The 26,758-nt window shown below is 69.0% G+C and carries 28 protein-coding genes and 7 pseudogenes; 21 read left to right on the forward strand and 14 right to left on the reverse strand.

Annotation, left to right across the window (positions count from 1 at the left end; translation table 11 throughout):
- Positions 1–158: 158 nt before the first annotated feature.
- Positions 159–731 carry a TetR family transcriptional regulator gene (locus ACQPXS_RS02515; protein ID WP_433446481.1) on the reverse strand — a complete coding sequence of 191 codons (573 nt, stop codon included), beginning with the start codon at positions 729–731 and terminating at the stop codon, positions 159–161.
- Between the two features lie 136 nt (positions 732–867).
- Here ACQPXS_RS02515 and ACQPXS_RS02520 point away from each other — a divergent pair, with 136 nt between their 5' ends.
- From ACQPXS_RS02520 to ACQPXS_RS02535, 4 genes are all read left to right on the forward strand, one after another.
- The gene (locus tag ACQPXS_RS02520) at positions 868–1,710 is read left to right on the forward strand and encodes an SDR family oxidoreductase (RefSeq protein ID WP_433446483.1); all 843 of its coding nucleotides are present in this window, start codon (positions 868–870) and stop codon (positions 1,708–1,710) included.
- A 157-nt stretch (positions 1,711–1,867) separates the two neighbouring features.
- Positions 1,868–2,596: an SDR family NAD(P)-dependent oxidoreductase gene (locus tag ACQPXS_RS02525; RefSeq protein WP_433446485.1), complete on the forward strand. Its 729-nt coding sequence runs from the start codon at positions 1,868–1,870 to the stop codon at positions 2,594–2,596.
- Positions 2,597–2,648: 52 nt separating this feature from the next.
- Entirely contained in the window at positions 2,649–3,404 is a 756-nt protein-coding gene (locus ACQPXS_RS02530; protein ID WP_433446487.1) for an SDR family NAD(P)-dependent oxidoreductase, read from the forward strand.
- A 46-nt stretch (positions 3,405–3,450) separates the two neighbouring features.
- Complete coding sequence (locus ACQPXS_RS02535; RefSeq protein ID WP_433446489.1) at positions 3,451–3,651, forward strand: hypothetical protein; 201 nt, start codon at positions 3,451–3,453, stop codon at positions 3,649–3,651.
- A gap of 305 nt (positions 3,652–3,956) precedes the next feature.
- Here ACQPXS_RS02535 and ACQPXS_RS02540 read toward each other — a convergent pair whose 3' ends face one another.
- The 3 genes from ACQPXS_RS02540 to ACQPXS_RS02550 all read right to left on the reverse strand — a co-directional run bounded on the left by ACQPXS_RS02540 (position 3,957) and on the right by ACQPXS_RS02550 (position 5,736).
- On the reverse strand, positions 3,957–4,376 hold the full coding sequence (locus ACQPXS_RS02540) for a hypothetical protein (RefSeq protein WP_433446491.1): 420 nt from the start codon (positions 4,374–4,376) through the stop codon (positions 3,957–3,959).
- Between the two features lie 383 nt (positions 4,377–4,759).
- Positions 4,760–4,912 (reverse strand): hypothetical protein, encoded by a 153-nt coding sequence (locus ACQPXS_RS02545; protein ID WP_433446493.1) that lies wholly within the window; start codon positions 4,910–4,912, stop codon positions 4,760–4,762.
- 11 nt (positions 4,913–4,923) lie between these two features.
- Positions 4,924–5,736 (reverse strand): LysR family transcriptional regulator, encoded by an 813-nt coding sequence (locus ACQPXS_RS02550; RefSeq protein WP_433446495.1) that lies wholly within the window; start codon positions 5,734–5,736, stop codon positions 4,924–4,926.
- Between the two features lie 182 nt (positions 5,737–5,918).
- Here ACQPXS_RS02550 and ACQPXS_RS02555 point away from each other — a divergent pair.
- Positions 5,919–6,407, forward strand: a pseudogene (locus ACQPXS_RS02555) (nuclear transport factor 2 family protein).
- An 11-nt stretch (positions 6,408–6,418) separates the two neighbouring features.
- Entirely contained in the window at positions 6,419–7,330 is a 912-nt protein-coding gene (locus tag ACQPXS_RS02560) for an NADP-dependent oxidoreductase (RefSeq protein ID WP_433455672.1), read from the forward strand.
- A 176-nt stretch (positions 7,331–7,506) separates the two neighbouring features.
- Here the strand turns inward: ACQPXS_RS02560 and ACQPXS_RS02565 are convergent, their stop codons facing one another.
- Positions 7,507–7,845: a DUF2000 domain-containing protein gene (locus ACQPXS_RS02565; protein ID WP_433446497.1), complete on the reverse strand. Its 339-nt coding sequence runs from the start codon at positions 7,843–7,845 to the stop codon at positions 7,507–7,509.
- A 46-nt stretch (positions 7,846–7,891) separates the two neighbouring features.
- Between ACQPXS_RS02565 and ACQPXS_RS02570 the strand changes: the two genes are divergently transcribed.
- Complete coding sequence (locus ACQPXS_RS02570) at positions 7,892–8,572, forward strand: hypothetical protein (RefSeq protein ID WP_433446499.1); 681 nt, start codon at positions 7,892–7,894, stop codon at positions 8,570–8,572.
- Positions 8,573–8,598: 26 nt separating this feature from the next.
- Positions 8,599–8,817, forward strand: a complete 219-nt coding sequence (locus ACQPXS_RS02575) for a helix-turn-helix domain-containing protein (protein ID WP_433446501.1) — start codon at positions 8,599–8,601, stop codon at positions 8,815–8,817.
- A gap of 7 nt (positions 8,818–8,824) precedes the next feature.
- Here ACQPXS_RS02575 and ACQPXS_RS02580 read toward each other — a convergent pair whose 3' ends face one another.
- Entirely contained in the window at positions 8,825–9,130 is a 306-nt protein-coding gene (locus tag ACQPXS_RS02580) for a hypothetical protein (RefSeq protein WP_433446503.1), read from the reverse strand.
- Between the two features lie 13 nt (positions 9,131–9,143).
- On the opposite strand from ACQPXS_RS02580, the gene ACQPXS_RS02585 reads away from it, so the two are divergent.
- The 3 genes from ACQPXS_RS02585 to ACQPXS_RS02595 all read left to right on the forward strand — a co-directional run bounded on the left by ACQPXS_RS02585 (position 9,144) and on the right by ACQPXS_RS02595 (position 11,642).
- Complete coding sequence (locus tag ACQPXS_RS02585; RefSeq protein WP_433446505.1) at positions 9,144–10,199, forward strand: NAD(P)/FAD-dependent oxidoreductase; 1,056 nt, start codon at positions 9,144–9,146, stop codon at positions 10,197–10,199.
- Positions 10,200–10,346: 147 nt separating this feature from the next.
- Positions 10,347–10,997, forward strand: a complete 651-nt coding sequence (locus ACQPXS_RS02590; RefSeq protein ID WP_433446507.1) for an ATP-binding cassette domain-containing protein — start codon at positions 10,347–10,349, stop codon at positions 10,995–10,997.
- Between the two features lie 21 nt (positions 10,998–11,018).
- Positions 11,019–11,642 carry an ATP-binding cassette domain-containing protein gene (locus tag ACQPXS_RS02595; protein ID WP_433446509.1) on the forward strand — a complete coding sequence of 208 codons (624 nt, stop codon included), beginning with the start codon at positions 11,019–11,021 and terminating at the stop codon, positions 11,640–11,642.
- 81 nt (positions 11,643–11,723) lie between these two features.
- Here ACQPXS_RS02595 and ACQPXS_RS02600 read toward each other — a convergent pair whose 3' ends face one another.
- A complete protein-coding gene (locus ACQPXS_RS02600; protein ID WP_433446511.1) occupies positions 11,724–12,128 on the reverse strand; it encodes a hypothetical protein in 405 nt (134 codons plus the stop codon).
- 82 nt (positions 12,129–12,210) lie between these two features.
- Between ACQPXS_RS02600 and ACQPXS_RS02605 the strand changes: the two genes are divergently transcribed.
- Both ACQPXS_RS02605 and ACQPXS_RS02610 read left to right on the forward strand, forming a co-directional pair.
- Positions 12,211–13,019, forward strand: a protein-coding gene (locus ACQPXS_RS02605) for an IS5 family transposase (RefSeq protein ID WP_365331516.1) whose coding sequence is annotated in 2 segments (ribosomal slippage) — positions 12,211–12,555 and positions 12,558–13,019 — 807 coding nt in all. Because the reading frame shifts where the segments join, the coding sequence is not laid out codon by codon here.
- Positions 13,020–13,326: 307 nt separating this feature from the next.
- Positions 13,327–13,754 (forward strand): annotated as a pseudogene (locus tag ACQPXS_RS02610) (IS110 family transposase); the annotation flags it as partial.
- Between the two features lie 46 nt (positions 13,755–13,800).
- On the opposite strand, the gene ACQPXS_RS02615 reads toward ACQPXS_RS02610, so the two are convergent.
- Positions 13,801–14,286: a hypothetical protein gene (locus ACQPXS_RS02615; RefSeq protein WP_433446513.1), complete on the reverse strand. Its 486-nt coding sequence runs from the start codon at positions 14,284–14,286 to the stop codon at positions 13,801–13,803.
- Between the two features lie 75 nt (positions 14,287–14,361).
- Here ACQPXS_RS02615 and ACQPXS_RS02620 point away from each other — a divergent pair.
- The 3 genes and pseudogenes from ACQPXS_RS02620 to ACQPXS_RS02630 form a co-directional block, all read left to right on the forward strand.
- Positions 14,362–14,660: pseudogene (locus ACQPXS_RS02620) on the forward strand (ATP-binding protein); the annotation flags it as partial.
- Between the two features lie 93 nt (positions 14,661–14,753).
- Positions 14,754–15,851, forward strand: coding sequence for an IS630 family transposase (locus tag ACQPXS_RS02625; RefSeq protein WP_433446515.1), 1,098 nt, complete (start codon positions 14,754–14,756; stop codon positions 15,849–15,851).
- Positions 15,852–16,704: 853 nt separating this feature from the next.
- Positions 16,705–16,977: a hypothetical protein gene (locus ACQPXS_RS02630; RefSeq protein WP_433446517.1), complete on the forward strand. Its 273-nt coding sequence runs from the start codon at positions 16,705–16,707 to the stop codon at positions 16,975–16,977.
- 441 nt (positions 16,978–17,418) lie between these two features.
- Here ACQPXS_RS02630 and ACQPXS_RS02635 read toward each other — a convergent pair whose 3' ends face one another.
- Positions 17,419–17,661, reverse strand: coding sequence for a hypothetical protein (locus tag ACQPXS_RS02635; protein WP_356316984.1), 243 nt, complete (start codon positions 17,659–17,661; stop codon positions 17,419–17,421).
- Between the two features lie 234 nt (positions 17,662–17,895).
- Here ACQPXS_RS02635 and ACQPXS_RS02640 point away from each other — a divergent pair, with 234 nt between their 5' ends.
- Both ACQPXS_RS02640 and ACQPXS_RS02645 read left to right on the forward strand, forming a co-directional pair.
- Positions 17,896–18,237 carry a hypothetical protein gene (locus tag ACQPXS_RS02640; protein ID WP_433446519.1) on the forward strand — a complete coding sequence of 114 codons (342 nt, stop codon included), beginning with the start codon at positions 17,896–17,898 and terminating at the stop codon, positions 18,235–18,237.
- A 380-nt stretch (positions 18,238–18,617) separates the two neighbouring features.
- Positions 18,618–18,926, forward strand: a complete 309-nt coding sequence (locus tag ACQPXS_RS02645) for a hypothetical protein (protein WP_433456269.1) — start codon at positions 18,618–18,620, stop codon at positions 18,924–18,926.
- Here the strand turns inward: ACQPXS_RS02645 and ACQPXS_RS02650 are convergent.
- Positions 18,810–20,035: pseudogene (locus tag ACQPXS_RS02650) on the reverse strand (RNA-guided endonuclease InsQ/TnpB family protein). The gene ACQPXS_RS02645 and the pseudogene ACQPXS_RS02650 sit on opposite strands and share 117 nt — an antisense overlap.
- Positions 20,036–20,256: 221 nt before the next feature.
- Here ACQPXS_RS02650 and ACQPXS_RS02655 point away from each other — a divergent pair.
- Positions 20,257–20,424, forward strand: coding sequence for a hypothetical protein (locus ACQPXS_RS02655; protein WP_433446521.1), 168 nt, complete (start codon positions 20,257–20,259; stop codon positions 20,422–20,424).
- Between the two features lie 193 nt (positions 20,425–20,617).
- Here the strand turns inward: ACQPXS_RS02655 and ACQPXS_RS02660 are convergent, their stop codons facing one another.
- Complete coding sequence (locus ACQPXS_RS02660; protein WP_433446523.1) at positions 20,618–21,760, reverse strand: PP2C family protein-serine/threonine phosphatase; 1,143 nt, start codon at positions 21,758–21,760, stop codon at positions 20,618–20,620.
- Between the two features lie 845 nt (positions 21,761–22,605).
- Between ACQPXS_RS02660 and ACQPXS_RS02665 the strand changes: the two genes are divergently transcribed.
- The gene (locus ACQPXS_RS02665) at positions 22,606–23,034 is read left to right on the forward strand and encodes a VOC family protein (RefSeq protein WP_433446525.1); all 429 of its coding nucleotides are present in this window, start codon (positions 22,606–22,608) and stop codon (positions 23,032–23,034) included.
- Positions 23,035–23,067: 33 nt separating this feature from the next.
- Here ACQPXS_RS02665 and ACQPXS_RS02670 read toward each other — a convergent pair.
- Positions 23,068–23,289 (reverse strand): annotated as a pseudogene (locus ACQPXS_RS02670) (transposase); the annotation flags it as partial.
- A 343-nt stretch (positions 23,290–23,632) separates the two neighbouring features.
- On the opposite strand from ACQPXS_RS02670, the pseudogene ACQPXS_RS02675 reads away from it, so the two are divergent.
- A pseudogene (locus ACQPXS_RS02675) lies at positions 23,633–24,851 on the forward strand (IS110 family transposase).
- Between the two features lie 63 nt (positions 24,852–24,914).
- On the opposite strand, the pseudogene ACQPXS_RS02680 reads toward ACQPXS_RS02675, so the two are convergent.
- Both ACQPXS_RS02680 and ACQPXS_RS02685 read right to left on the reverse strand, forming a co-directional pair.
- Positions 24,915–25,461 (reverse strand): annotated as a pseudogene (locus ACQPXS_RS02680) (transposase); the annotation flags it as partial.
- Positions 25,462–25,536: 75 nt separating this feature from the next.
- The gene (locus tag ACQPXS_RS02685) at positions 25,537–26,535 is read right to left on the reverse strand and encodes a LacI family DNA-binding transcriptional regulator (protein ID WP_433446527.1); all 999 of its coding nucleotides are present in this window, start codon (positions 26,533–26,535) and stop codon (positions 25,537–25,539) included.
- Positions 26,536–26,758: the final 223 nt, after the last annotated feature.

The following is a 26,758-nucleotide window of genomic DNA, read 5'->3' on the forward strand; positions in this document are numbered from 1 at the left end:
CGCCGCACGGGGCGGAGGCTACATGGCACCTCCTCAGCCACCATCGACCTCGTGCCTCGTCGCCCCGCCCACGAAGCCGGCATCAACTGTCGCGACAACGCATCCAAATGTCCCCGACAACCGAGAACCAAACGCTCAGCACCTCGCCGGGTCAGGTGTCAAGTGGTCGCGGGCAGCGTGGCGTCGATGGCAGCCTGGACAGCCTTCATCATGGCTGACCGGTGCCGGGCGAGGCGGGCGGCCTCATCGGCACCGTTCGGGTTGCGGATCTCCGGCGCCGTGGTGGCCCAGGCCTGGGCGGCTGCGACGACGAGCATCAGGATGTCCATCCCGGCCTCGACGCTGACGCCATGGGCTTCGGCGATCTCGGTGGCCTTGGTGACGTGTGCTTCCCGCTCCAACTGTGAAGCGCCGGGACGTTCCAGAGCCTTCCACTGGGTGAGGCGCAGCAGTCCGGTGTCCGCGGTCAGCGCGTCGAGCAGGGCGCCGGTGTAGCCGGGCAGGTCTGCGGCTGTGAAGGGCACCATGTCCGCCAGGACCGTCAGCCGGTCGGCGAGCACGGCGTCGAACAACGCGTCCTTGGAGCCGAAGTAGGCGTAGATGGCCTGCTTGTTCGCTGAGGCGGCGGTGGCGATGCGGTCCACGCGCGCGCCGGCGAGTCCGACGCGCACGAACTCGTCGAAGGCGGCATCGAGCAGCCGGGCCCGGGTGGCGGCGGAGTCGTATCCCATCCCGCAAGAGTAAACCAACCAGGCGGTTGCACTACTGGACGGCAGGCCGCAATAAATCCAACTGGATGGTTGACATGCGGGAGGCGCCTATATACGGTCCTGGAACACAACCAACCAGTTGGATTAAGGAGTGGTCATGGCAACGCAGACATGGTTCGTCACCGGCGCGTCGGCCGGCATCGGGCGGACGGTGGTCGAGCAGCTGCTGGAGGCAGGGCATCGGGTCGCCGCCACGGCGCGCAGGCCCGAGGCCCTGGACGACCTGCAAAAGCAGTACCCGCAGCTGCTGTGGACGGCGGCACTGGACGTCACCGACACCAGCGCGCTCCGTGGGGTCGTCGGGCAGGCGTTCAAGGATCTGGGCCGCGTGGACGTGGTCTTCTCCAACGCCGGGCGTGGCGCGGTCGGCGCCGCCGAGGAGCTGTCGGATGCGGCGATCGACGAGCAGATCGCGCTGAACATGACCGCGCCGATCCAGCTCTTCCGCGCGGTCGTCCCGCATCTGCGGGCCCAGGGCGGCGGACGGTTCATCCAGACCTCCACCATGGGCGCCCACATCTCCGGCCCCGGAGCCAGCATGTACCACGCCTCGAAGTGGGGTGTGGAAGGCTTCCTGGAGTCCGTGATCGGCGAGGTCGCCCCCTTCGGCATCGGCGTCACCATGATCGAGCCGGGCATGATCCGCACAGGATTCGGCGCCTCCCTGAGCGTCGCCGAGCCGCTGCCGGTCTACGCCGACACCCCGGTCGGACAGGTGCACCAGGCCGTCCGAACCGTCGGCAACCTCACCGGCCAAGCCCCCGGAGACCCGGCCAAGGTGGCGGCCGCGATCATCGACTCCGCCCACACCACGCCCGCCCCACGCCGCGTCGCCCTGGGCAGCGACGCACACGCGGCCATCCGGGCCGCGCTCACCAGGCGCCTCGAAGAGGTCGACGCCGGCCAGCAGCTCGCCCGATCCATCGACTTCCCCGCCTAGACCCGAGACGTGGCCACGGCCACGCCGAACCAGTCCGGCGCACTTTGGTGGCACGTCCCGCCGATCCCTCCCCAGCCGGGAGGCCCGCGCCGGATCGCCCCCCCTTCTTCGTCGACCGCTCGGTCGACGACACCCGCAACACAGTGAGGAAACACCCATGCCCCAGGTTGTCGCCATCTTCGGTGCCGGCAGCGGTCTCGGTACCGCGCTCGCCCGCCGCTTCGGCAAGGAAGGCTTCCGCGTTGCCCTGGTCGCCCGCCGAGCCGAACGGCTCCAGGCCATGGCCGAAGAGCTCGCCTCAGAAGGCATCGAGGCAGTGGCCTTCCCGGCCGACCTGTCCGACCCGGCCAACGCCCGCCCGGTCGTCGAGGCCATCCGCGAGCACTTCGGCCGCATCGACGTCGTCTCCTACCAGCCGCTGCCCGGCGGCACCGCCTTCATCCCCGCCACCGAGCTGGACGCCGCCCGCCTGGCGCCGCTGGTCAACCTGTTCCTGCTCACCCCGGTAGAGATCGCCCACGCCGTCCTGCCGGAGATGACCGAACGCGGCGACGGCGGCTTCATCGTCACCGGTGGGTTCACGGCCGCCGACCCGCAGCCGCACATCAGCGGCATCGGCCCGGCCATGTCGGCCATCCGCAACTTCGTCTACTCCCTCAACGGAGAGGTCGCCGGCGCCGGTGTCTACGCGGGCGTCTCCACCCTGGCCGCGCTGATCAAGGACAGCGAGTCCTACGCGGCGATGTCGCCCGAGGACCTGGCCACCGTCACCGGCGGTGTCACCGGCCTGCACGTCCTCGACCCCGACGAACTCGCCGAAACCTACTGGCAGCTCTACACCAAGCGCGACCGGGTCGAGTACCGCTTCCCCGAGATCAACGCCTGACCACCCCACCCGTCCGCCGCAACCGGCAATCAAAAGAGAAACGACATAAGAAATGACTGATCTCACCGGCAAGACCGCCCTGGTCACAGGATCCGCCCGGGGTATCGGCAAAGCCATCGCACTGCGCTACGCGAAGCTCGGTGCCAACGTCGTGATCAACTACTCGGCCAACGCCGCCAACGCCGAGCTGGCGCTGAAAGAGGCCGGCGAGCACGGAGCACAAGCGATCGCGGTCCGGGCCGACATCTCCAAACCCGCGGACGTCGACCGCCTCTTCGCCGAGACCAAGGATCGCTTTGGTTCCGTCGACATCGTCGTGGCCAATGCCGGCCTCGAACTTCTCGGGGTCCCGATCGTCGACCTCAGCGACGAGCAGATCGACGACCTGGTCAACGTCAACGCCCGAGGCGCACTCCTGACGATGCAGCGGGCCGCCAGGAACATCACCGACAACGGGCGGATCATCTACGTCACCTCCACAGCCATCGCGTTCCCCCAGCCGGGGGCAGCCCTCTACACCGCGACGAAGGCCGCGGGTAGTCACTTCGCGGCAGTCCTCGCCAGAGAGACGGCCGCTCGTGGCATCACGGTCAACAGCATCATGCCGGGACCGATCGACGACGCCGGCGTCTTCATCGACTCCATCCCCGCCGATTCCCCATTCCGCGCCCAGCAGGCCGACGGCCGCATCGGAACCCGCATCGGCACACCCAATGATGTCGCCGACGCGGCCGAGTACCTCGTCAGCGACCTCGCCGCCTGGGTCAGCGGCACCACCATCGGCATCACCGGTGGGTTGCCGCAGTAGCGCCGAGCGCACCGGCCGCGGCGCCATGATCGCCTTCGATCGCGTCGTGTCCACCGAGGTCGGAATCCGGGGCATCACCGTCAACCGATCGCCCCGGTGCCGTAACCACCACGGCACCCAGAGAAGGTGCTGGGCCGACCTCGTCCCCGGCCTCGTCGCCAGCGCCCGGGCCATCAAGGGCGTCGGCCGCGGCAGCGACGCCGCCCTGGCCTTCCTGGTCTCCGACGGCGCCTCCCATACACCATGACAACGAGCCCCAGAGCCCACACCCCAGATCGACGTACACGCCCACTTCCTCACCCCGCGCTGTGTCCGGGCCGCGCAGGACGCGGGAAACGCGCAGCCGGACGGCATGGCCCCCTTCCCCACCTGGCAGGCGTCCGTCCACCTGGAACTGATGGACCAGTGGGGCGTGGCGACGCCCCTGCTGTCGATCTCCTCACCGGGCGTGCACTTCGGCGAAGACGCGGCCGCCCGCGCCCTGAGCCGGCACGTCAACGAGGCCGGGCCGAGATCAAGCGCCAAAGCCCCGCCCACTTCGGGCACTTCGCCTCAGTGCCGCTGCCCGACGTGGACGGCGCCCTGGCCGAACTGCAGTTCGCGAAGGACCAACTGGACAGCGACGGCGTCACGTTCGAGACCAACACACACGGCATGTATCTCGGAAACCCGCGCCTGGAACCGCTGCTCGAGGAGCTGAACCGGCGAGGCACGCCCGTCTTCGTCCACCCCACCTCGCCGCCGAACCATCAGCAGGTCGCCCTCGACCGTCCCCGGCCCATGCTGGATCATCTTCGACTCCGCCCGCACCATCAGCGACCTCGTCTTCAGCGGACACCTCTCCAAGTACCCGGAGATCCCCTGGGTGTTCACCCACGGCGGTGGCGTGCTGCCGTTGCCCGCCGATCGAATGCAACCGTTTCGCAGCGTGTTCGCCCGGGACAGCGACCCCACGGGCACCGCCCCGCCCATCGGGCCGGTCCCGGAAGATCGGCCGACTCTGGTTCGACATCGCGGGCGCTCCGTTCCCGCACCAAGTGCCCGCACTCACCACCGTCTTCGGCACCGATCGGGTGCTGTACGGCAGCGACTACTGCTTCACGCCCGCAGTCGGAACCAAGGCGCAGATCGCCTGTATCGGCGCCGCGCCGCCAGCCGGACGGCGACACCTGGCGCACACTCACCACGCGCAACGCCTGCCGCCTCTTTCCGAGTCTGAAGGACTCCGCGAACGGTTGAGCCCTGAAGCCGGCCGCGAGTGGCCGTCGTCCAAGCGGGCGGGCCGGGCCGGAGCGGCGAGGAGCGCGCCGCGCCGACGCCGTAGACACTGTGCCCGCCGCGGGAGCCCTGACCGTTCAGATCCGGTCGGCCGTCTCCTCGAGGACTGTGGCGGCCAGGCGGAGCGCCGCGTGCAGTTCGGTTACCTCGACGAGGGTGGGGCGCACCACTCGGATCACTCGCCTCGCAGCAGCGGCCAGGAACGGTTGGGTGTCGTCTGGCTCCCCCATGGGTTCTGACGCTACGCCGCCCCCGCCCGCAGCGGCGACGCCCCCGCCGCCAGAGTGTCCGCCAGCTTCAGCAGCTCCGGGTTGGTCGTCTCCGGGGACCAGCAGAAGGCGAGTGTGGTGGGCGGCAGATCGGTGACCGGCACGGCGGCCACCCCGCCGGGCATGCGGTCCGCCGCTGCCGAGCCGACCACGGTGACCAGGCGCCCGAGGGCGACCCGGTCCATGATCTCGTCGAGCCCCACCTCGGGACAGTGGGAGCGATACCCCGGCTCCCCCTGAAGGTCGGCAACGGTGACCGCGGCCCGTCCGGCCAGGACATGATCCCGGCGCAGCAGCGCGACCGGTTTCTCCTGCCCCACCTCCACGCCTTGCAAGCCGGCCAGGTCGTCGCTGCCGACGCACAGCACAGCGGCGTCCGCGATGCCGTCGCGCACCGCGCCCGCCTGGTCGTGTGTGAAGGCCAGCTCGGGTTCCGGCCCGGTGTGGCGGCGCAGGACCTGCGCAAGCAGCCCGCTGCCGGTTCCGGGGCGCACGGCGATGACGAGGCCGGGCATGTCGGCGGATCGCCGGGTGCGCCGGACCGCTACGTCGAGCTGGCGCAGCAGGCGCCTGCATTCGTGGTGGAAGGTGCGGCCCGCTTCCGTCAGCTCCACCTTCCGGCTCGTACGGTTCAGCAGCCGGACGCTCATGCGCCGCTCCAGGCGGGCGATGGCGCGGGAGAGCACCGGCTGTGCGATGCCCAGGTTCTCCGCTGCCCGGCTGAAGTGGAGTTCCTCGGCCACGGCGGCGAAGTACACGAGCTCACGGGTCTCCAGGCGATCCATACCTCCAGGGTATCGCCGCATGTCGGATTGGTCATGGCTCGGGGCGGCGGTGTCTGGTCGACTGGGAGACGGGCCCGGCGGCCGGTCCACCGCCCGCCTCTTCCCCCATGTCTTCCCCCCATGTCCGAACCCCGCGATGCCGTGGCGCCGCGCGCCGCGCACCACACCAGGAGAGCCGATTCATGACCGATGAGCGCAAGGTGCAGGAGGTCCTCGCTCGCTACGTCCGTGCCACGGACGCGCGTGACGGCAAGGCGCAGGGCGCGCTGTTCACCGACGACGCCGTCGTGCAGATCCACACCAGGACGAACGCCGGCGGCTACGATCCGTTCGGTGAGCCCCTGATCGGTGGCGCGGCGGTGCAGTAGGCGGTCGAGAACTTCATGGAGCCGCACCCCGAGGGAGGCTTCAGCCACCACGTCACCTCGGACCACGTGATCGAGATCGACGGCGACCGTGCCCACCTGAACGCCCAGTTCATCGTGTTCCGGGTGCGCGCCCGACGCCGCCCGCAAACCGGCTGGCCGCAGGGCGCCTTCGGCGCCCAGGGACGTGTGGAGCCGTACGAGTCCGGCTACTACGACACCGACCTGCACCGCAGAGACGGCGAGTGGAAGATCGTGCGCCACGACGTCCTGCTGGACATGCCGATGGCCGTTCCGGGGGTGTGAGCGTGAGAGCCATGGTCTACCGCCGGTACGGCGGCCCCGAGGTCTTGGAGGCGGCGGAGCTTGCGCGGCCGAGGACGCACGTCGACTCGGTGCTGGTCCGGGTGCGGGCGGCGGCACTCAATCCGGCCGACCTGGCGCTGCAGCGCGGCGCGCTGGACGGCGCTGTCGACACCTACTTCCCGGTGATCCCCGGCTGGGACATCTCCGGGGTGGTGGAGAGCGCCGGCGTCGCCGCCGCCGAGTTCTCGCCCGGTGACGAGGTCGTCGGGTACATCCGCAGCGACGTGCAGCATGCGCACGGCGCACTGGCCGAACTGGTCTCGGCCGATGTGCGCATGCTGGTGCACAAGCCCCGCACCATGGACTTCGCGGAGGCCGCCGGGCTGCCGCTCGCGGGTCTGACCGCCTATCAGGCCGTCGTGCACGCCTTGGACGTGCGGCCGGGCGAGACGCTGCTCGTGCATGGCGCGGCCGGCGGCGTCGGCTCGCTCGCGGTGCAGATCGGCCGGGCGCGCGGCGCCCGGGTCGTGGGCACCGCCTCGGCGCGCGACCACGGCTACCTGCGCGCCCTCGACGTCACCCCGGTCGCTTACGGGGAGGGGGTGGCCAAGCGCGTCCTGGAGGTGGTGCCCGCCGGTGCGGACGCCGTTCTCGACACGGTCGGCCACGGCACCCTGGCGTCGGCCGAGTCCGCCGCCAGGCCGCGCGCCCGGTGCGCTGCCGTGGCGGAGGTGGGGCTGCCCGGCGTCACCGCGGTCTTCTGCCGGCTGGACGGCGAGGATCTCAGGGCCGTGGCCGAACTGGCCGACACCGGCCGGCTGAGCGTGCGGGTGGGCGCCACGTTCCCGCTGGAACGCGCCGCCGACGCCCAGCGGACGCTGGCCGCCGGCGGCACCGGCGGCAAGGTCGTCGTGACCGTGTGATCCGCGAGGCCGTACAACCGCCGGGGTGGGAGACCAGCCGGTAGCTGCTCGTCTCGAGCGCATCGCCGAGAACGCGCACGGCAAGCGCTCTGACGGCGGCTGAAGCCGGCCGAGCGAGACACCTCGGCCGGCTTCAGGCGTAATGCCCGACTCCTGTGGGGCTCCGGGACTATTGCTCAGCGGAGCAAAGGCAGGCTTCTTCCGGTGAGGCTGTTGACGGCCTTGCGGGTGCCGTAGACCGCGATGGCGGCCCGTTCCAGCTTCTCCGTGGGGGTCGCGGCGACCAACTCGGTGAGTTCGTGGTAGCTGTTGGTCGTCTGCGCCAGGGCCGGGAACTCGCACAGGCCGAGGCCGCGCTCGACCGCGCGCGTGCAGAGGCGGCTCAGCTCCTCGCGGTCGGCGCGCAGCACGGGCAGGCCGGTGGTGTAGGTGCCGGTGTGGGCCTGGCCGTCGGCGTCGCGGAGGTCGGCGCCGAGCAGGTGCGGCATGGTGGCGCCGACGATGAGGCCAGCCACGGCCGCGTTGGCCAGGTGGCCGAGCGGCAGGTCCTGGTCGACGACGATGACGAGCCGCCGCCGGGCCCAGCAGGGGCTGGCCCTGGAGTCGGTGGTCAGCGCCTACCACGTCGGATATCGCGAGATGTGGAACATCCTGCTGCACCGGGTCAGCCCCGACGACCGGGCCCTGCGCTCGGAGCTGGCGGGCGTGGTGGGCACGGTGTGGATGTGGATCGAGCGGGCGAGCAGCGCCGCGGCCGATGCGTACGGGGAAGCCGTGCGCGCCGAGGATGCCGCCCGGCTCACCCTGACCCACCGCTTCCTGGGCGCGCTGATGGGCGGCGGGCCGCGCGCGGCGGAGCATGCGCACATGGCACAGGCCCTCGGCTTCGACCCCTCCGGCATGTTCCAGGCCGTCTGCGCGCCGGGGCAGGCGTTCACGGAGCGGGAGATGACGGTGCTGCGCAACCGGATGCGCTGCCACCGCGGCGTGTTCCTGTGCGCCAACCGGGACGACGTGCTGATCGCCGTTCTGCAGAGAGTGCCGGCCGATGCCTTCCTCGACGCCCTGCACGCGTCGAGCCCCCAGGTTCCGGCGGGGGTCGGTCTCGCCCGGGAGGGGCTGAACGGAGCCGGCGTGAGCATCGTCGATGCGATGGAGGGCCTGCCCACCGGGGGCACGGCCGTGGCGCGTTCGAGGAGGACTGGCTGGCCGCGACCGTGCGTCCGCAGTCCGGCAGACTGACCGCCCTGCTCGGCCCGTGCGCTCAGGTGGCCCGGGATCAGCCGGATCTGGCGGAGACGATCTGCGCGTTCGCACGGCACGGCTTCTCGCTCACCGCCACCGGCAGCGCGCGGCACATTCATCCCAATACCGTCAGGTACCGGCTGGATCGCTGGCAGGAGCTGACCGGCTGGGACGTGCGGACGTGGGCCGGCCTCAGTGCCAGCATGGTGGGCTTGGACCTGTGGGGTCGCCCGGGGTCGTGATCGGCCGTCAGCGGACCTCGGCCCGCTGTTTGAGGGCGTCGAGCCGGCCGTAGCGCAGGAAGTCCTCCCACTTGGGACGGGAGGCGCGCATGGTGATCGCCGTGGCACCGCGCGCTGCCTGCTCCGTGGTGACGATCGTGGTGTCGTGCTCCGGTTGGACCCAGGCGTGGTAGAAGTGTAGCCCCGGTCCCAGTCCCGACCAGCCCAGGCGGACACCGGGCTGCCATTCCCCGTCGTGATCTGGGAAGAAGGCGTTCGTGAGGAGCGGGTCCGTGAAGCGGTCTGAACGGGTTGCTGTCATCGGAGTGGGCATCGTCGGAGCGTGTGTGGGCTGGAACCTGTCCCGGCACGGCGCCGAGGTGGTCTTCATCGACGCAGGCCGGCCGGGCGAAGGCGTCACCAACTGGTCTTTCTCGTGGGTCAACGCCAGCAACAAGACCGCGCGCAAGTCCTACTTCGACCTGAACGTCGCGGGCATGGCAGCCCACCGTGAGCTTGCCGGGAACATCGGGCCGGACGCGTGGTGGCATCCCACCGGCCACCTGCGCTGGGCAGACGATCCCGCAGCGGAGACGAAACTCCTGGAAACAGCCGAGCTGTTGGCTGGCTGGGACTACCGGGTCCAGATGTACACGGGGGCCGAGGTCCGCAGCCGCCTCGAACCTGCTCTCACGATGCCCGACGAACTTCCAGTCGTGTTCTATCCCGACGAAGCCTGGGTCCACGGACGTCATCTCGTCGGCCGCCTGGTCGGCCAGGCCGTCGCATCCGGCGCCGAGATCCGGTCCGGCAAGGCGGTATCCGACATCGGCATCGGTGCCGATGGGAGCATCCGCACAGTTGCTTTGTCCGACGGGAGCCGCCTCGACGTCGACATCGTCGTGAACGCGGCGGGCCCCAGCGCATCCCACGTCGCCGGGCTCATCGCACGGCACTTGCCGATGCGCCGGGAACCCGGCGTCGTCACCCGGATCGACTGTGCTCAGGTCCCCGTTCACCGGGCCATGCACGCGCCTCACATCGAGATCCGTCCTGACGGGGACACTTCGGTGGTCCTCCACAGCCGCGAGATCGACGCACTCATCGACACCGGCGAAGATCCAGCCCAACTCGCACGGCTGCTCCACGAATCGGCGCGCCACGTCGTCCCCGAGCTCCGCAACTCCCGCATCGCAGAGACACGAATCGTCGACCGGCCCATCCCGGCCGACGGATTCCCCTCGGTGGGATCGGTGCCGTCCGTGCCGGGCTACTACGAGGCCGTTTCCCACAGCGGCATCACGCTCGGGCCGGTGATCGGCCAACTGCTGGCTTCGGAAATCCTGAGCGGGAAGAGAGACGAGCTGCTTGCGGACTTCCGCCCCGAGCGGTTCCCCTCGTGACAGCGCAGGCAGGCGCCACCACGGCCACAACCAGGCGGGTGCGTCACGCGCGGTCCCGGGCACCGTCGGCGTGACGACGATGACAAGGGTTGTTGGTCAGGCAGCGGCCGTCATCACGGCGGCGGTCGATGCCCGCGTTGGTCGGGCGTGTCGGCTTTCGGGTGCGACGGCGGCCTGCGCCTGCGCAAGGACGTCACCCGACGCGAAGCAGCCGCCAGGCCCGTCGCCCAACTCGCCGAGGTGGGCATCCCGGACGGCGAACGGCGCCTGGCCCAGTACCCGCACCAACCGTCCGGCGGCCTGCTCCAGCGCGTCATGATCGCCGCCGCACTGCTCGCCGAACCCCGCCTGATCCTCGCGGACGAACCCACCACCGCCCTCGACGTGACCACCCAGGAAGAGGTCCTGGCCATTCTCGACGAGCAGCGCCGCGAGCGCGGTCTCGCCCTGATCCTCATCACGCACGACCTCGACCTCGCCGCCGCCGTCACCGACAGCCTCGCGGTCCTGTACGCGGGATCGATCGCGGAGACCGGCCCGGCGGCCACGCTGTACGAACGCCCCCTGCACCCCTACACCGCGGCCCTGCTCGCGGCCCACCCCGGTACGTCCCGGCGCGGCCGGCTCGCCGCGATACCCGGCCGCCGGGCGCCGCTTACGAGATCGAGAAGGGATGCGTGTTGGCCCCGCGGTGTCCGTACGCGCTCGTCCTCTGTCGCGAACAGACGCCCGACGTGCAGCCGTTGGGCGGTCACCAGGCCGCCTGCCATCGCGCGCAGGAACTGCGCGGGACCCTGACCCGCAAGGAGATGGCCGCTCATGACTGATCTGCTCACCGTGACCGGTCTGCGCAAGACCTTCGCCGTGCAGGGCGAGGAGTTCACGGCCGTCGACGACGTGTCCTTCAGCATTCCTCCGGCCGGATCCCTGGCCGTGGTGGGCCAGTCCGGTTCGGGGAAGACCACTGGTGCCCGCATCGTCGCCGGTCTGGAGCCGGCCACCGGGGGAACGGTCGAGTTCGCCGGAGAGCCTCGTTCCACCGGGCGGATCGACCGGGCCGAACGCAAGCGGCGGGCCCGTCAGGTCCAGATGGTCTTCCAGGACCCCAACTCCTCACTCGGCCCACGCCAGACGGCCACCGCGGCAATCGCGAGGTCCTCGACGAGCATCGCGACGGCGGCCCGCGCGCCACGCACACGCAGGTCGTGGAGTTGCTGGAGCAGGTCGGCCTCGACGAGCGCACGGGACGCTGCCGGCGTAAGACCGCGGCCTCTGGTTTTACGGATCGATCAACTCCCGGCGGGCCAGACGCCGCGCAATGGCCGGTGTGGAGAGGCCAGCCACCTCTCCCCAGCAAAACCACTGCCTCGCGGAACCGACCATCGCTACGCCTGCGGTGTCTGCCCCAGCCCCTCGGGAAACGTACGTCCTCATCGGTGGTGAAGAGGCCGTTTCTCACCTTGGGCAGCCTCCGATACGGCTCTCTGGAGATGCGAGCTTGTCGACCGCGCCAGTTGCGCTCGGTCAGGACGCAGGACGCACGACGCGGGCGAGAGGTCCCCCGTCTCCGTACAGTGCGGCGTGCAGTGCGGCCGCGAGTTCGCGGGCTCGGGCTTCACTCCGCACGTCGTGCTTTATGAAGTAGACCGGTCCCGCGTAGGCGTCCAGGTCGACCTCGCGGTTTTGGATCAGATGGGTGATCGCAACCCGGACTGCATCGTTCACGGCTTCGTCGACGGTGTGACCGGAGCCGGCGGTAAGTGTGTCTGCCTTGACAGTCCACCGCTGACGTTTCTCGAATTCGATGGCGACGAATACGGCGTGCTGCGCCATGGCCTGCCGATACGCGGCGTCGAAGGCGTCCGTGCCGGTGGCGTCCGGGATGAGGTGGGCGGGGCAGGGAACCGGGAGGGGCTGCACAAGGGGCATTGTGCCAACTATCTCCGGGGCATATGCCGGACCCGCCGGTTAGACGTCGTTTCCTTTGGCGTGATCGCTCGTTGAATCGTGCATGACGGATCTGGTCGAGCGGTTGGTACCGGACGAGTTGTGGGTGCTGTTTCGCCGAGTGGTCCCGCCGACGGAGGTGAAGCGTCCGCAGGGCGGAGGCAGGCGGCGGGCGGGTGATCGCGAGTGCCTAGCGGCGATCATCTTCGTCGCCACATCGGGCTGTACCTGGCGGCAGCTGCCGCCGGTGTTCGGGCCGGCCTGGCCCACGGTCTACCGGCGCTTCGCCCAGTGGAGCCGGGAGAGGGTGTGGGCCAGGCTCCACCGCATCCTCCTGGACGAGCTCGGCGCCCGCGGCAAGCTGGACTGGTCGCGGTGCGCGATCGACTCCGTCAGCGTCCGGGCGGCAAAAAGGGGCCACTGACCGGACCGAATCCGACCGACCGCGGCAAGAACGGATCGAAGATCCACCTGATCACGGACCGGAACGGACTGCCGCTGTCGCTGGGCATCTCCGGTGCCAACATGCACGACAGCCTCGGCCTGAAGCCGCTGGTACGCGGGATCCCACCGATCCGATCCCGGCGAGGCCCACGCCGCCGACGACCGGCCAAGCTCCACGCCGACAAGGGATACGACTACGACCACCTGCGCCGATGGCTCCGCAAACGCGGCATCCGCCACCGTATCGCCCGCAAAGGCATCGAGTCCTCCCAGCGGCTGGGCCGCCACCGCTGGGTCGTCGAAAGGACCGTGTCCTGGCTCGCCGGCTGCCGGCGCCTGCACCGCCGCTATGAGCGCAAGGCCGAACACTTCCTGGCCTTCGTTGGCATCGCCGCAGCACTCATCAGCTACCGAAGACTCACCAACTGAAACGACGTCTTAACACCTTCATGTTGCTTTGGGCTGAAAACTGCTCTGGAGTCAGTGGGGGGAAGTAGCACGCTGTGGATGTAAGTGTCTGCTTCGTCATGGAAGGGCCCACATCGCGTGCGGCGCGCCAGCGTGCCCCTCGGACGCCGCTGCCGCGGCCGACCACAGACCATTCGTCCGCCCCCCGTTACCGTTTGGAGGGGCTTGAGCACCGGCGTCCCCCGGGCCGGAAGAGCTCTCCGCAACGTGGATGTGGCAGCTCGGTGCCGTGTCAGGGCCGGACAAAGCGTGATGGAGGGGCCTGCACGTGATCGACACCGGCGACAGCGACGATTCCCTCGGCCTGGACGTCGGCAAGGGTGAACACCACGCCACCGCCGTGACATCGGTCGGAAGAAGGCGTTCGACAAACGGCTGCCCAACACCGAGCGCAAGCTCCGCGAGCTGTTCGCGAAACTCCAGGCCAAGCACGGAACGGTGCTGGTCGTGGTCGATCAGCCGGCCTCGATCGGCGCCCTACCGCTTGCCGTCGCCCGCGACATGGGCTGCCCGGTCGCTTATCTGCCCGGTCTGACGATGCGGCGGATCACCGACCTCGATCCGGGCGAGGCCAAGACGGACGCGAAGGACGCGTCCATCGTCGCGGACGCGGCCCGCGCGATGCCTATCGCGCTGCGGGCGATCGACGGCGAGGACGAGACGGTCGCCGAGTTGGAGATGATCGTCGGCTTCGACATGCCCCGCGACGGGACCTTCTACGAACCCCAGCCGTCGGCCTCAGTCACCTGACCTGCGGGTCTGCGAGGAGTACGACTCGATCGGCCTCGATGTCGAAACCGAGCACCGGATGGCCACAGTCGCCTTCCGGGTCCATCTGCACGGGCTTGCCCAGCCGCCGCCCGATCTCCCGAAGGAAGCCGCAGAACACATCAAGTCGATCCTGGCCCTGCAACTCCCGCAGGTCGACGTCGAAGTCGACTTCATCGTCGGCACGGAACCGGAAGATCGCCAACACGTCGGCAGTCGGCCACACCCTCAGGTCCGGGTACTCGGCATCCGTCGGGCGGGACAGCACCGCCTCTGCCCGGGGCACCGGAAGCACCGTCTCTCCCTCGGAGTACTGGCACTTCCAGCCCTTCTCTTGCACAAGATCGAGGACCGCCTGCCAGTCCTCCACCGAGGCATTCGGGACACGCACGTCCGGCAGCGACCCCATCAAGTCCGGGTCGAAGAAGGAACTCACGTCATCCCACAGCAGATCAGCCACCCCGCCATGCTGCCCGGCTTGCCGACCCAACGCCCCCCGTTTCCCTTGACCAAAGCCATAGGGCACCCCCTCCCGGCGGTCCGCGACGCACAACTCGCCAAGATCACACACTTGGTGCGCCCCCTGTCCGGGGCACCACGCCTGTTCGATCTGTGCGCACAGGTCGACCCCGGTGAGGTCGCCCTGAAGATGATCGAGGGCATCGAGCCAGCCGAGCTGGCCCCAGGTGCGGGCCGGCACCCGTGGGTGGAGAACGTCGAGGCCACCCTGGAGCTGCTCGACGACCAAGAGATGCACCGCCGCACCCTGTGTGGCTGGCCGTGCCCCGGCAGCCCGAAACCGGCGGCCGGCAGATGTCGGCGTCTTTCGGCGCCACCTAGTGGCTCGGCACACAGCCTTGGCCTGGTAATCGATCCGTTGCTCGTCGGCCAGCAGACTGTCTCCAAGACCTGATCTGGGAGGTGGTCGTGGGACGTCGACCGAGTGTGTTCGTCCGGCCGGTCACGATGGACGAGGGCCGGAAGCTGCAGCGGATCAGCCGGACCGCGAAGGACCCGGTGAAACTCCGCCGGGCGATCGTGGTGCTGATGTCCGCCCAGGGCCAGACGGTCAAGGACATCTCCACGCTGATCCAGGTCGGCGAGGACTACGTCCGCGATGTCATCCACGCCTTCAACGAGCGGGGGTTCGACGCGCTGGACCCAAAATGGAGCGGGGGACGCCCCAAGACGATCAGTGACCAGGTGCGCGAGCACATCTGCCTGATCGCCCGGACATCCCCCGCCGACTGGAAGATCACCGCGTTCTCCACCTGGAGCCTGAGCAAGCTCGCCGAGCACCTCATCAAGCAGCAGGTGATCGCAGCCATCAGTCGGGAGACCCTGCGCCGGATCCTGCGCGCCGGCAAGGTCTCCTGGAAGACCACCACTACGTGGAAGGCGTCCACCGACCCGGAGTTCATCACCAAGATGCACCGCATCCTGGCGCTCTACGACACCCCGCCGACGGACGGGCGGGTGATATGCGTCGACGAGTTCGGGCCGCTGAACCTGATGCCCCGCAAGGGCAAGACCTGGGGGCTGGTGAGGCGTCCGCGCAGGCTGCGGGCCACCTACAACCGCTATGGCGGCGTGCGGCACATGCTCGCCGCCCTCGATCTGGCCACCGGCAAGCTGTACTACCGCATCCGCCCGCGCAAGCGCTGGCGCGAGTTCCTTGGCCTGCTCAAGGCCCTGCGTGCGCGCTGGCCTGGGGAGAAGCTGTATGTGGTGCTGGACAACTTCTCCCCGCACAAGCATGCCCAAGTGCGTGCCTGGACCACGGACAACGACGTCGAGTTGGTCTTCCTGCCGACCTACGGCTCCTGGCTGAACTGGATCGAGGCCGAGTTCGCGGCCCTGCGCTACTTCGCCCTGAACGGCACTGACCATCGCAGCCACGGCGAGCAGAACGCGGCCATTGCGGCCTACGTCCGCTGGCGCAATGCCCGCGCCGAGCCGAAGACGGCGTTCGCGCCCGACTCACCGATCCGGTCCTGGACCGATTACCCGACCAAGACTGCGTGACGAGCCACTAGACCAAGATCACGCCGATGCTCGGCATGCGCCCGGCACCCCTCGGCCCGACCAGAAGTAACCGCCTACCGCGAGCAAGCAGTGTCAGGGGGAGGCCGCGCTCGCTGGCGGCATCGCCGTCCGCCCCGCCCGGTCGCCCGCCCGCCCGCCCGCCCGGCAGAGATCGTACGGACGATCCAGCACGCCCTCCACCGCGGCCTCGCGGAACCTTTGTTCGCCGAATCCGAGACCAGCGACCTGTACGGCGGACAGATCCGTAGCAGTGTGCTGTGCTACCCGGGGCCTCGACGACACAGGCGAGCACAAAAGCGCCGGCCGAATCACGCCGTCGGGGCGCAAGGCCTGGTGGCCACTGAACACCGGCTCGCCGCTCAGGCGGCGCTGGACGCAGATCGAAACCGACACCGGGACCGTTGGACCGCCGCCACACTGCTGGCCACCCTCGGCGACGGCACCAGCTTCCCCACCGCTGGCAATGGGAGTGAGTCCCCCTCCGTGCTCAGGACCCCGCTCGCCCCCTCCGCGCCGCCGGCTGCTCGGCGGAATCAGAAACCGTCGCATCCCGAATTCGACGGCGGAGCAATCCCGACGAACGTCATTTCCGTATGAATCCATAGCAAGCAAAACCTTCTCCACAACAACATCGACGGAGAGGTTTCGCAAACCTTTATGGCCGATATCGGAGGTGATGGTCCGCCGCCTGAAGGCGCTTCGCGGGCGGCGAGCGACGCACAGAGCTACGCGCAGGCTCTGAAGCGCAGGGGCGGCCTGTCGAAGCCGCCGGTAAGTCAAGGACACCCTCAGAGAGGGGACTCACATGCGCGCGCACACACGTATCAAGAGAGTGGCTGTCGCGGTTGTGTCGGCACCGATCCTGGCCATCGCCGCCGGGGCTGGAGTCGCCCAAGCGGCCGCCACCTCCGCGCCCGAGCACGTCGTCTCGTTCCACCAAGACGACGGCTGGGGCTGGGGCCACGGCGGCGGCTGGGGCCACGGCTGGGGCTGGGGCTGGGGCCACGGCTGGGGCTGGGGCCACGGCGGCGGCTGGGGCCACGGCTGGGGCTGGGGCCACGGCTGGGGCTGGGGCCACGGCGGCGGCTGGGGCTGGGGCCGCTGAGTCTCGGCGGAACTGATCACAACCCCTGACAACAAAAGGCGGATCCGGGTGCTCGATCCCATCGGGCACCCGGATCCATATGACGCCGCACACCCTACGCTCGCTCGAACTGACCGCGAGGGCGGCTTCGACCATGCCCTCGCCGTCGAAGCCATCCGCCCAAGGCCTCGGCTTGCGGCGCCGAGCCTCATGCCCATCAGCCGCCCGGCGGTCTCGGCCGCCCGGCCGTGCCAGCTGCCCACACATCACCTCGGCCGCCGAGCGCTGCCGTCCCACACCACCGCGCCAGGGTGCCGGTAGACGCCAGGGCGGGCCGACACCAGGCCCGGGGGCGCGGCAGCCGGGGACGCGGCTGGCGACGGAAGGCAGCGGCCTCACCGCGCAGGGGAGGTGACCACGAGCTCGGGCCTGTCTGCGCCGGCGTGGACGGGCTGGGTCAGGTCAGGAGCTACTGCGGGCTAACAGAACGGGACGCAGCCAGGCTCCAAATCCGTGGTCACCGGTGAAGCTCTGGTTGGTGTCGTCGACGGTGATGCCGCGCACGATCCGCTCGCCCTCCCGGCGCAGGAGACCGAACAGGACGTGGAGCGTGGCGTGGCAGTCACCGAGAGCCGTGTGCGAACCGACCGCGCCGTCGGGAACGTGCCCTTCGGCCAGTGCGTTGACGGACGCGTATCGGGTCAATCGCCTTCAAACGCTCCACGCCGACGCGGGCGGTCGCAGACCGGATCGCATCTGTACATGAGAGGTGCAGCTCCACTCGGCCTCCCTATTCCTCCTGCTGTGGGTGATTTGTTTCACCGTGGTAGTTTATTGTTCAACCAAGTGGGAGCGCGTAGCTTCCATAGCGCAGCAGCACCGACGGGTTCCACCGGTTCTCACTGACCAGACCAACGGGCTGCGCAAGGAGGAAAGACCATGAAGAAGATCATCTGGCGTGTTTCGCGTGCGGCGATTTCCGCTGCACTCGTGGGTGGCGCGCTCCTGGCCGCCGGCGGCTCCGCAACTGCGGCCACATCCAAGGCGGATGAACGCATCACAGTGGTCGAAAGCGAGGGCCAAAACCTCCCCGGACACGGAAGCCGGAACGTCGGCTACGGGTACGCCAGTGAGCAAAAGGCGGCTCACGACCGCCACCCTGACCCGTGGGTCGCAGGCCAGTTGGCGATGTTCGACCCGTGGATCACCGACCAGTTGGCAATGTTCGACCCCTGGATCACCGACCAGCTGGCGATGTTCGCACCCGGCCTCGCTCGGTGAGACGAAGGGCTTGACTGCGGCATCGCTGTTCACTCGGATCTCCTGGCCGCTGACCGTCAGCGACATGCCTCCCGCCAGGTTCGACAGGCCGGCGCGGCAATCGGGCACCCGTCGACACGTCGGCCATCTCTTAAGGCTGCTTCTGGATCACTATCGGTGCTGAACCACGGACGGTCACCACAACCGCGATGACGAACGGCCTTACGCTGCACGGAGGACTCGCTTGCGGAGCAGGTCGAAGCCGGCCCAGCCGAACATCTGTCGCTTCAGCCGGGCCTCGACGGATGGGCCGAGGCCCGGCGCCAGGGAAAAACCCGGGCGGCTTCAGGCTGCCGGGGTCGGTTCGGCCATGCCGAAGAGAAGGGCGAAGCCCGAGGGGGTTGGGCAATGGCGCGGCTGAGGAGGTCGGGGCCGACAAGCTGGGCGACGACGGCGAAGACGGTGCCGACGCCCCATTTCGCGGTCTCTTCCATGGCTCCTTCGATCCAGGCGGCGGCCATGACGAACCACTCGGGTCCAGCGGCTCGCTCGCCGCGCTGGCCTGCATCGGGTCGATTGACATCCTCGCCCACCTAAAGGAGGGCGATTCCCGTCTGCCGCGCCGTTGTCGGGTGCGGCTCCGGGCGGGTTCCTGCTTCATCGCGCTGTGCCGGTACGGGTACCGGTCTTACCTGCGCTCCACGGGCTGACACGGCCAGTCCGGCCGCCTTCGCGACGTTGACCGCCGCGTTGATGTCTCGGTCCAGGACGGTCCCACAGGTCCCGCAGGTCCACTCTCGGACGTGCAGGGGCTTGGGGCCGTCCTTGACACCGCAGGCCGAGCAGACCTGAGAGGTCGGCTCGAACCGTCCGATGCGCACGAACGTGCGCCCGTACCGGCTGGCCTTGTACTCCAGCATGGTCACGAACTGCGACCATCCGGCGTCGTGCACGGCCTTGGCCAGGCGTGTGCGGGCAAGTCCCTTGACCGCCAGGTCTTCCACCGCGATGGCTTGGTTTTCGCGGAACAGCGTGGTGGAGAGCTGGTGGTGGAATTCCCGCCGTGCGTCCGCGACGCGGGCATGCGCCCGTGCGACGCGGACCCTGGCCTTGTTCCGGTTGGCGCTGCCCTTCTCCTTGCGGGACAGGTCGCGCTGGGCCTTCTTGAGCTGTTTCTCGGCCCGGCGCAGGAAGCGGGGGCTGTCGATCTTCCGGCCGTCGGAGAGGACGGCGAAGTGCCCCAGGCCGAGGTCGATGCCGATCTCGGGCGTGACCGGGTGAGGACTTCTTCCGGGCCGGTCTCGATGACGAACGAGGCGAAGTACCTGCCCGCGCTGTCCGTGATCACGGTCACCGTGGACGGGGTGGACGGCAGGGCGCGCGACCACTTCACCGTCAGGTCGCCGACCTTGGGCAGGCGCAGCTTTTTGCCGGGTGTGATCTTCCATCCGGCGTTCGCGGTGAAGCGGATCGCCTGCCGGGTGTCCCGCTTCGACTTGAAACGGGGCGGCCCCATCTTGGGACGCTTGCCCTTGAGGGAGCCGAAGAAGTTCCGGTAGGCGGTGTCCAGGTCCCGAAGGGACTGCTGGAGGATCACCGACGACACCTCGGCCAGCCACGCCCGCTCGGGTGTCTTCTTCGCGGCCGTGAGCCGCTTGGACAGCTCGGCGGAGGTGACGAACGGCAGCCCGGCGGCGCGGGCGTCCTCGCGGACGCGCAACGCGTCGTTGAAGACCACCCGAGCACACCCGAACGCCCTGGCCAGCGACTGACGCTGACCGGCGCTCGGATACACGCGGAACGAGTACCGAAGCTGCATGGCGATCATCACAGATACCCACACTGGAACCCAAACCCCGACGTACGCACGGGGGCGTATGAGGACGTACGTCTCGGGCAGCCGAGCAGCGAGTGCGGCACGCTCCTCGCCCATGAGGTGAATGCCCAGCGAGGCGAGGACGACGCAGGCCCCCCTGTCCGCCTCCTGCTGCGAGAGGACTCGCCGCGTTCCTCGACCACCTCCAGGAACGGTCCCATCTCATGTGCACCACCGTGCTCGCCCCCCTCGACGGGAAGGCGCGCGGAGGGTGGCCGACGGGGATGGACATCGGCAGCGAACCAGGCCAGGGACTGCTCGGCCACCTCGACACCTGCGGTCGGCAGGCGGCCGCGCCCCACCGGGAGTGGGCTCCGCGGGAGCGGGCATGATCAGCATCGCTGTGTACGGTGCCACGTGTTGCTCCGCGCGTTCTGCGCGACCAACTGATCACTCCCGCCGTGGCGGTGCCGACTCCCTCTGCACGGCGCCGGCCCGGCCGACGGGTGCGGCAGCCACCGATCGTGACCGAGGATCTGCTGTGGCGACGCTCCGCCCGCCTTAGCGGAGCTTCGCGGACTTCCCTCAGGCGGGCGCCGGTGCCCCGCCCCGCTGTACAAGCATCATGGCCATGTCGTCGTTGAGCAGACCGCCCGCGTACGCCCGTAGGTCGGCTGTGATCTCCCGCAGAAGCGGTCCGGGGGCTTGTCCGGTCCACCTCTGTACGCGCTCGGCGAGCGGGTAGAAGGTGCCCTCGCTGTCGCGCGTCTCGGTGACGCCGTCGGTGTACAGCAGGATCCTGTCCCCGTCATAGAAGGGGAAGGTCGCCGCCGTGTATACGGTCTCGGACATGGCGCCGAGGCCGAGTGGTGGGGCGGGTTGGGTCACATGGAGGGCGGTGGTGGTCTGGGCCGCCCGGCGCAGCAGCAGGGGCGGCGGATGTCCGCAGCTGATCATGTGGACCACCGGTTCGTCGTCCGGGATGTCGAGCACCACGGCGGTCACGAAGCGTTCGGCGGCTTCGGGCTCGGATTCCGAGAACTCTGCGAGGCCCCAGGAGACCGCGTCCTCGACGTAGGCGACCAGTTCCGCCAGCGGGATCTGACGGTGGGCCGCGGCACGAAAGGCCCCCAGCACGATCGCCGTGTCGCTGATCGAGGCGAGGCCCTTGCCGCGGACGTCTCCGATGATCAGTCGGGTGGAGTCGGAGGTACGGGCTGCGGCGTAAAGGTCGCCGCCGATGTAGGTGTCGGCCTCGGCGCTGTGGTATTCCGCTGCGAGCGACACCGCTCCGGCCTGCTCGGGGAGCGGGCGCAGCACGACGCGCTGGGCCTTGTCGGAGACGGCCCGCGCCCGGGCAAGTTCCCGCTGGTGCCGGTCCCGCAGAAGGGTGAAGGCGACCAGGAGGATGCAGAGGGCGGTGAGCGAGACGAGTTCCACCAGGACGCTCTCGGTGCTCAGTACCCGCCGCTCCGCCCCAGCCGCGATCAGCGCGAGTACGGAGAGGGCGCCGATCAGTGCCGTGGGTCGCGGACCGGTGCCGATGGCGGTCACCGCGGTGGCGACGACCAGCAGATGGGCGAGGTGGATGTCGGGTGGAAGGAACGCATCGGCCACCGGAATGCAGATGACCAGAAGCAGCGGGGTGACCACCCAGAGCGGGCGCGGTGCTGCACGCCACCAGGCCTGGAGGGTCCTGTTCGCCTTCGCGGTGGTCGCAACGCTCACTTTTTGCTCCGGTGCATGGTGTTGGATCATGGCCTGGCGCGGTCGTGCACGAACCGCGTCAGCCATCCGACCAGCAGCCCCCGTTCTGCCAGGGTGAGTGACTGCGAGCGTGACGGCGCAGTCAGGCTGGTCACGGCCCACTGAGTGGTGACCGCCCTCCAGCGGATGGGTCGCTCTCTTCGTCTTCAGAATCCGCGATCCACGTTGGTGACAGTATGAACCGGGTAAACAAAAGGGGTATTCCGGATGATCAACTCAAGGGTGACAAGATCGAACCGCGCACCGTGAGAGCGAGGAGATCCAGCTGAGCAAGTCGCCGGCATCAGTCACCAAGGTGGCCCACGGAGTGACGGATCACTGGACCGCTGGAACAGCAGGACCTCAGCGCTCGCCGACGAGTCGACGAGAAGCGGGACGAGGCCGGCCGCCTCCAAGCCCAGCTGGCCGTGCCCGAGCGCGAATGGCGGGAGTGGGCGATCGCCCGCAGGCGGGTCGGCGCGTATTGAGTCGTGATCACCAGAACCGTGACAACCCGCTACGACAAGCGCAGATACGTCTACCTCGGCACCGTCACCGCCTCTTGACCGAAGCAGCGGATTTACCCAACGGCGGCTCGACCTGCGGCCCGAACACATCCGAGGAACATCATTGCCCCAGCCTGTGATGGTCACTAAAGTCGGGCGGGTGACTGCCGGGTCGGCCATGGGCCATGCACGAGTGAGGTTCCCGGCCTCGGCGTGAGCGCGAGGCGGGCAAGAGGCCCGCCCCCTTCTCCGCGTCTTCGCTCCCGGCGCCCGTTTGCGGCGCTTCACCCAGCGGATCCCCAGACCGGAGACACACCACTGATGTCCTCTGACCAGCAGTACCCGCATGAATCCGAGCTGCCGACAGCCGGTGTCCAGTTGAACCACACCGCCATCTACGCAAGCGACCGGCACCTGTCCGCCGAGTTCATCGCCGCGATCCTGGGCCTGAAGGTCGGCGCCCCGTTTGGGCCGTTCCTGCCCGTCGACCTCGGCAACGGCGTGACGCTCGACTACTACGAGAAGAGGGACGAGCCGATCCAGTCACAGCACTACGCCTTCCTCGTGCCCGACGAGCAGTTCGACGCCATGATCGCCCGCTTGGAGGTGGTCGGGGTTACCTACTACGCAGACCCCGGTCACACCGAAGCCGGCCAGATCAACCGTCTATTCGGTGGTCGTGGCGCCTACTTCGACGATCCGGACGGCCACAACATGGAGATCATGACTCGGCCTTACGTCCGCCCCTAGAGCGGCGTATATCGGCTGTGATCAAGAGCCAGCCTTGTCGCAGCGGGTTGCGACGCCTCGCCAGGCCTTGAGCTTGTTGATCAGGCGCTCGACGGTGTTCCTCTCCTTGTAGAGGTCCGCGTCATGGCTGACTGGTCGGCCGCCCCTGGAGCCTTTCCTTTTCTTCCGGCTGGCGGTCTGGTCCTTCTTCTCGAAGATGACTGCCTTGATGTGGCGTTTGCGCAGGTGGGTCCGGTTGCCGCGGGACGAGTAAGCCTAATAGGCACTTGGGTTGGCCGTTGGGCCGGTCCAGGCAGGGGCTGGACAAGACGTCTGGGATGTAAGCAGCGCCAGGAGTGCTTGGACAAGAGGGACGCTGTTGCAGCCCCTGCCGCGTCACCCCCGGGCACCGTACGGTGCCGTGATTCGAGCCATGCCCAGGGTTACCTCCTGATCAGCCGGAGCCGTCGAGCTCTTCACGAGATTGAGGACCCTGGACCAGGCTGGGGTCACGGACGGCTGATGGGGTGGTGCGCCTGCGAGCGCTTCTATTAGGTCGCCGGGTGGCCCTGCCGTGGCTCGATGCCGACGGACAGCGAACACTCGAAAGGAAAGCGCGGTGCACGCAACCTGCGGAATCGACTGGGCCGAGGACCACCACGATGTGGCGGTGGTCGACTCCGAGGCCCGACTGCTCGCCAAGCTTAGGATCAGCGACGACGCGGCAGGCCTCCAGGACCTGTTACGCCTGCTCGCCGACCACGGCGACAGCCCGGACGATCCGATCCCCGTCGCGATCGAGACCTCCCGGGGACTGCTGGTGGCCTGCCTCCGGGCCTCCGGACGCCGCGTCTACTCGATCAACCCGATGGCCGTCGCCCGCTACCGCGACCGGCACGTGGTCTCCCGGAAGAAGTCTGACCACCATCCTGCGGACCGACGCCTCATTGCACCGTCCACTGCCCAGCGACTCCGACCTGGTCAAGGCAATCGCTGTCCTCGCCAGGGCCCAACAGGACGCAGTCTGGGACCGCACCCGTGCCCACAACCGGCTCCGCTCCCACCTGCGCGAGTACTACCCCGCCATCCTCAAGGCCTTCGCCACCAAGCGTGAGCAGTTGCTGGCCCGGGAGGCCCGGACGATCCTGGCGATCGCGCCTACTCCAGCCGAGGCCGCCCGGCTGACCCGCACCCGAGTGAGGATGGCCGTCACCCAGGCTGGACGCCAACGCCGAATCGAGGCTGAGACCGAACGACTCCTTGAGGTGTTCCGCCGGACCTGGCTCCGCCAGCCGGCTCTGGTCGAGCAGGCGATGGGACGGCAGACGCTCGCCCTCCTTGCCCAGCTCGAGGCAGCCTGCCGGGCGTGCGACGACCTTGCCCGCGACACCGAGGAGCTGTTCCTGCAGCATCCCGATGCGGAGATCATCACGAGCTTCCCCGGCCTGGCCACGCTTACCGGCGCACGGATACTCGCCGAGATAGGCGACGACCGGACCCGGTTTGGCCAGGCCGGCGACTTGAAGTCCTACGCCGGAAGCGCACCGGTGACCCGGGAGTCCGGCAAGAGCCGCCGTGTCACCCATCGTCGGGTCAAGAACAACCGACTGGCCGCAACCGGCCGGCACTGGGCGTTCGCCGCATTGACCGCCTCGCCCGGAGCCCACGCTCACTACAACCGACGACGCAACAGAGGAGATCACTACCAGGCAGCCCTCCGCAACCTGTTCAATCGCATGCTGGGCCAGCTTCACCACTGCCTGGCAAGCCGCCAGAACTTCGACGAATCCATCGCCTTCAGCCAACCGGCACAGCCCTCGCTCACCACAGCCGCTTGACCCAATAGCCGCATGGGGTGTCTTGTCCCCGGCGACCGCGTCCGGCCGGGTGCCGGGGCGCCGGTGGACCTTCCTGGTCTGCCCGCCGCTGGAGCTTCCCAGGCGGGCCGCCCTTCAACCGGAGTTTTCGCCGACGCCGGATGCGCCGTCGTTCTTCCCAGTCAGGAACTGTTTCGGCGTCCTGCCACTTTGTTCTTCCGACCCGCCCCCCTTTGACCTGCACTTCTCCTCCTCGGCCGCGGCCTGCTCCAGGCGGTGACAACGTCACGGTCCAAGTGCATCCCGGCCGCGTGTGGTGAGCACGCACGATGGTGGAGTCGGCGCTGACCAGGGACAGGTCCACCTCGCCCCGCTCCGCGGCTTCCGCCATCACGCCGTCCAGCAGGGCTGCGAACACGTCCGCGTCACGCCACTGCCGGAAGCGGTTGTGCACGGTCGACCAGGCGACGGACTCCCCCGGCATCTCCCGCCGCTGCCCGCCGGTCCTGAACCGCCAGATCACGCCCTCGAACTGCTACCGCAGCCGCTCGGGGTACGGGCCGTACTCGCCGATCGGCAGGTACGGCTCGATGAACTCCCGCTCGTCGTCGCTCAGTTGTACTCGCGTCACGCGACACGAGCTACCGGTCCAGGCCCCGCCCACGAGGGCTATTCCCGCAGATCGATCAGGACCCCATACGCGCCCCTAGGCGGATCCCCGCAGCCGCAGTTCCGCGCGTGCTACGAGGTCGTCGGGGCCGAGTGGGGTGCCGCCGGTCAAGAGACGGGCGGCCTGGTCGACGGCGAGTGCCCCGAGCCTGCGCGTGTCGAGGGCCACGCTGGACAGCGGGGGCTCGACCAGCGTGCCGAGCCTCACTCCGTCGAAGCCGATCACGGCCAGGTCGCGCGGGACCTGGCGTCCCATCCGGCGTGCACCGCGCAGCGCGCCGATGGCGATGATGTCGTTGAAGGCGAAGACAGCGGTCACCTCGGGGTGTGCGGTGAGCAGGCTTTCCACTGCGCTTTCGCCGCCCTCCACGCTCTGATCCGCACGGTACACCGGTCCTTCGGCGAGCCCGTGGGCGGCCAGCCCATCGGCGAACCAGGCGTGGCGCACGCTCGGCTCGGTCCGGGCAGCGTGGTCGAGCATGCCGATACGCCGATGCCCGGACTCGACGAGGTGGGCGATGGCCGCCCTGACTCCGTCCCTGCCGTCGATCCGGATGGAGCTGAACCGTTCGGCATGCTCACCACGGTCGATGAGGACCACCGGCAGCCCTCGGGTCAGCTGTTCGATCTCGGCCTCGGGCAGGCTGAAGTAGCCGACGACCGCGTCCACTTGCGAGGCGATCACCTGGAGTGTGCCGAGTTCCTCCTGTGCGCTGTCCGCAGTGTCGTAGACGAGGACGTGCCAGCCGCGGGCCCGTGCCGCTTCCAGCGCCGCCGCGGCGACCTCGGTGAAGAACGGGTTGAGCAGGTCGGGGATCACGAGACCGACGCTGATCGTGTCCTGGCGCACCAGCCCCCTGGCGAACCGGCTCGGGCGGTATCCCAGCGTCAGCGCGGCGTCGAGCACGCGCTGCTTGGTGGAGTCGTCGATCTCCCCCTTGTCGTTCAGCGCGCGTGACACGGTCTGCCGGGACACTCCGGCAGCGCGGGCGACATCATGGATCGTCACCCTGCGGGACTCGGTCCCGGACGGCACTATCGCTCACCTCCACACATCGGACGCCACCGGTGCGTCACAGCGGTCCGAGTATGCCCGGGCGCTGCCACGAGCCTGTGCGACCCGGAAGTCTTGACACTCGAACGCACGGGAGCGCACACTTCCGAACGTTTCGCACCGTCCGTGAGCGTTCCCGTGAACGTTCACGGGAACGCTCACGGACGGAAAATACATCAGCTTGCCCATTCCCGCCACGGCGCTC

Origin of the sequence: Streptomyces sp. CA-142005 (assembly GCF_050942335.1) — a bacterium.
Taxonomy (GTDB): domain Bacteria; phylum Actinomycetota; class Actinomycetes; order Streptomycetales; family Streptomycetaceae; genus Streptomyces.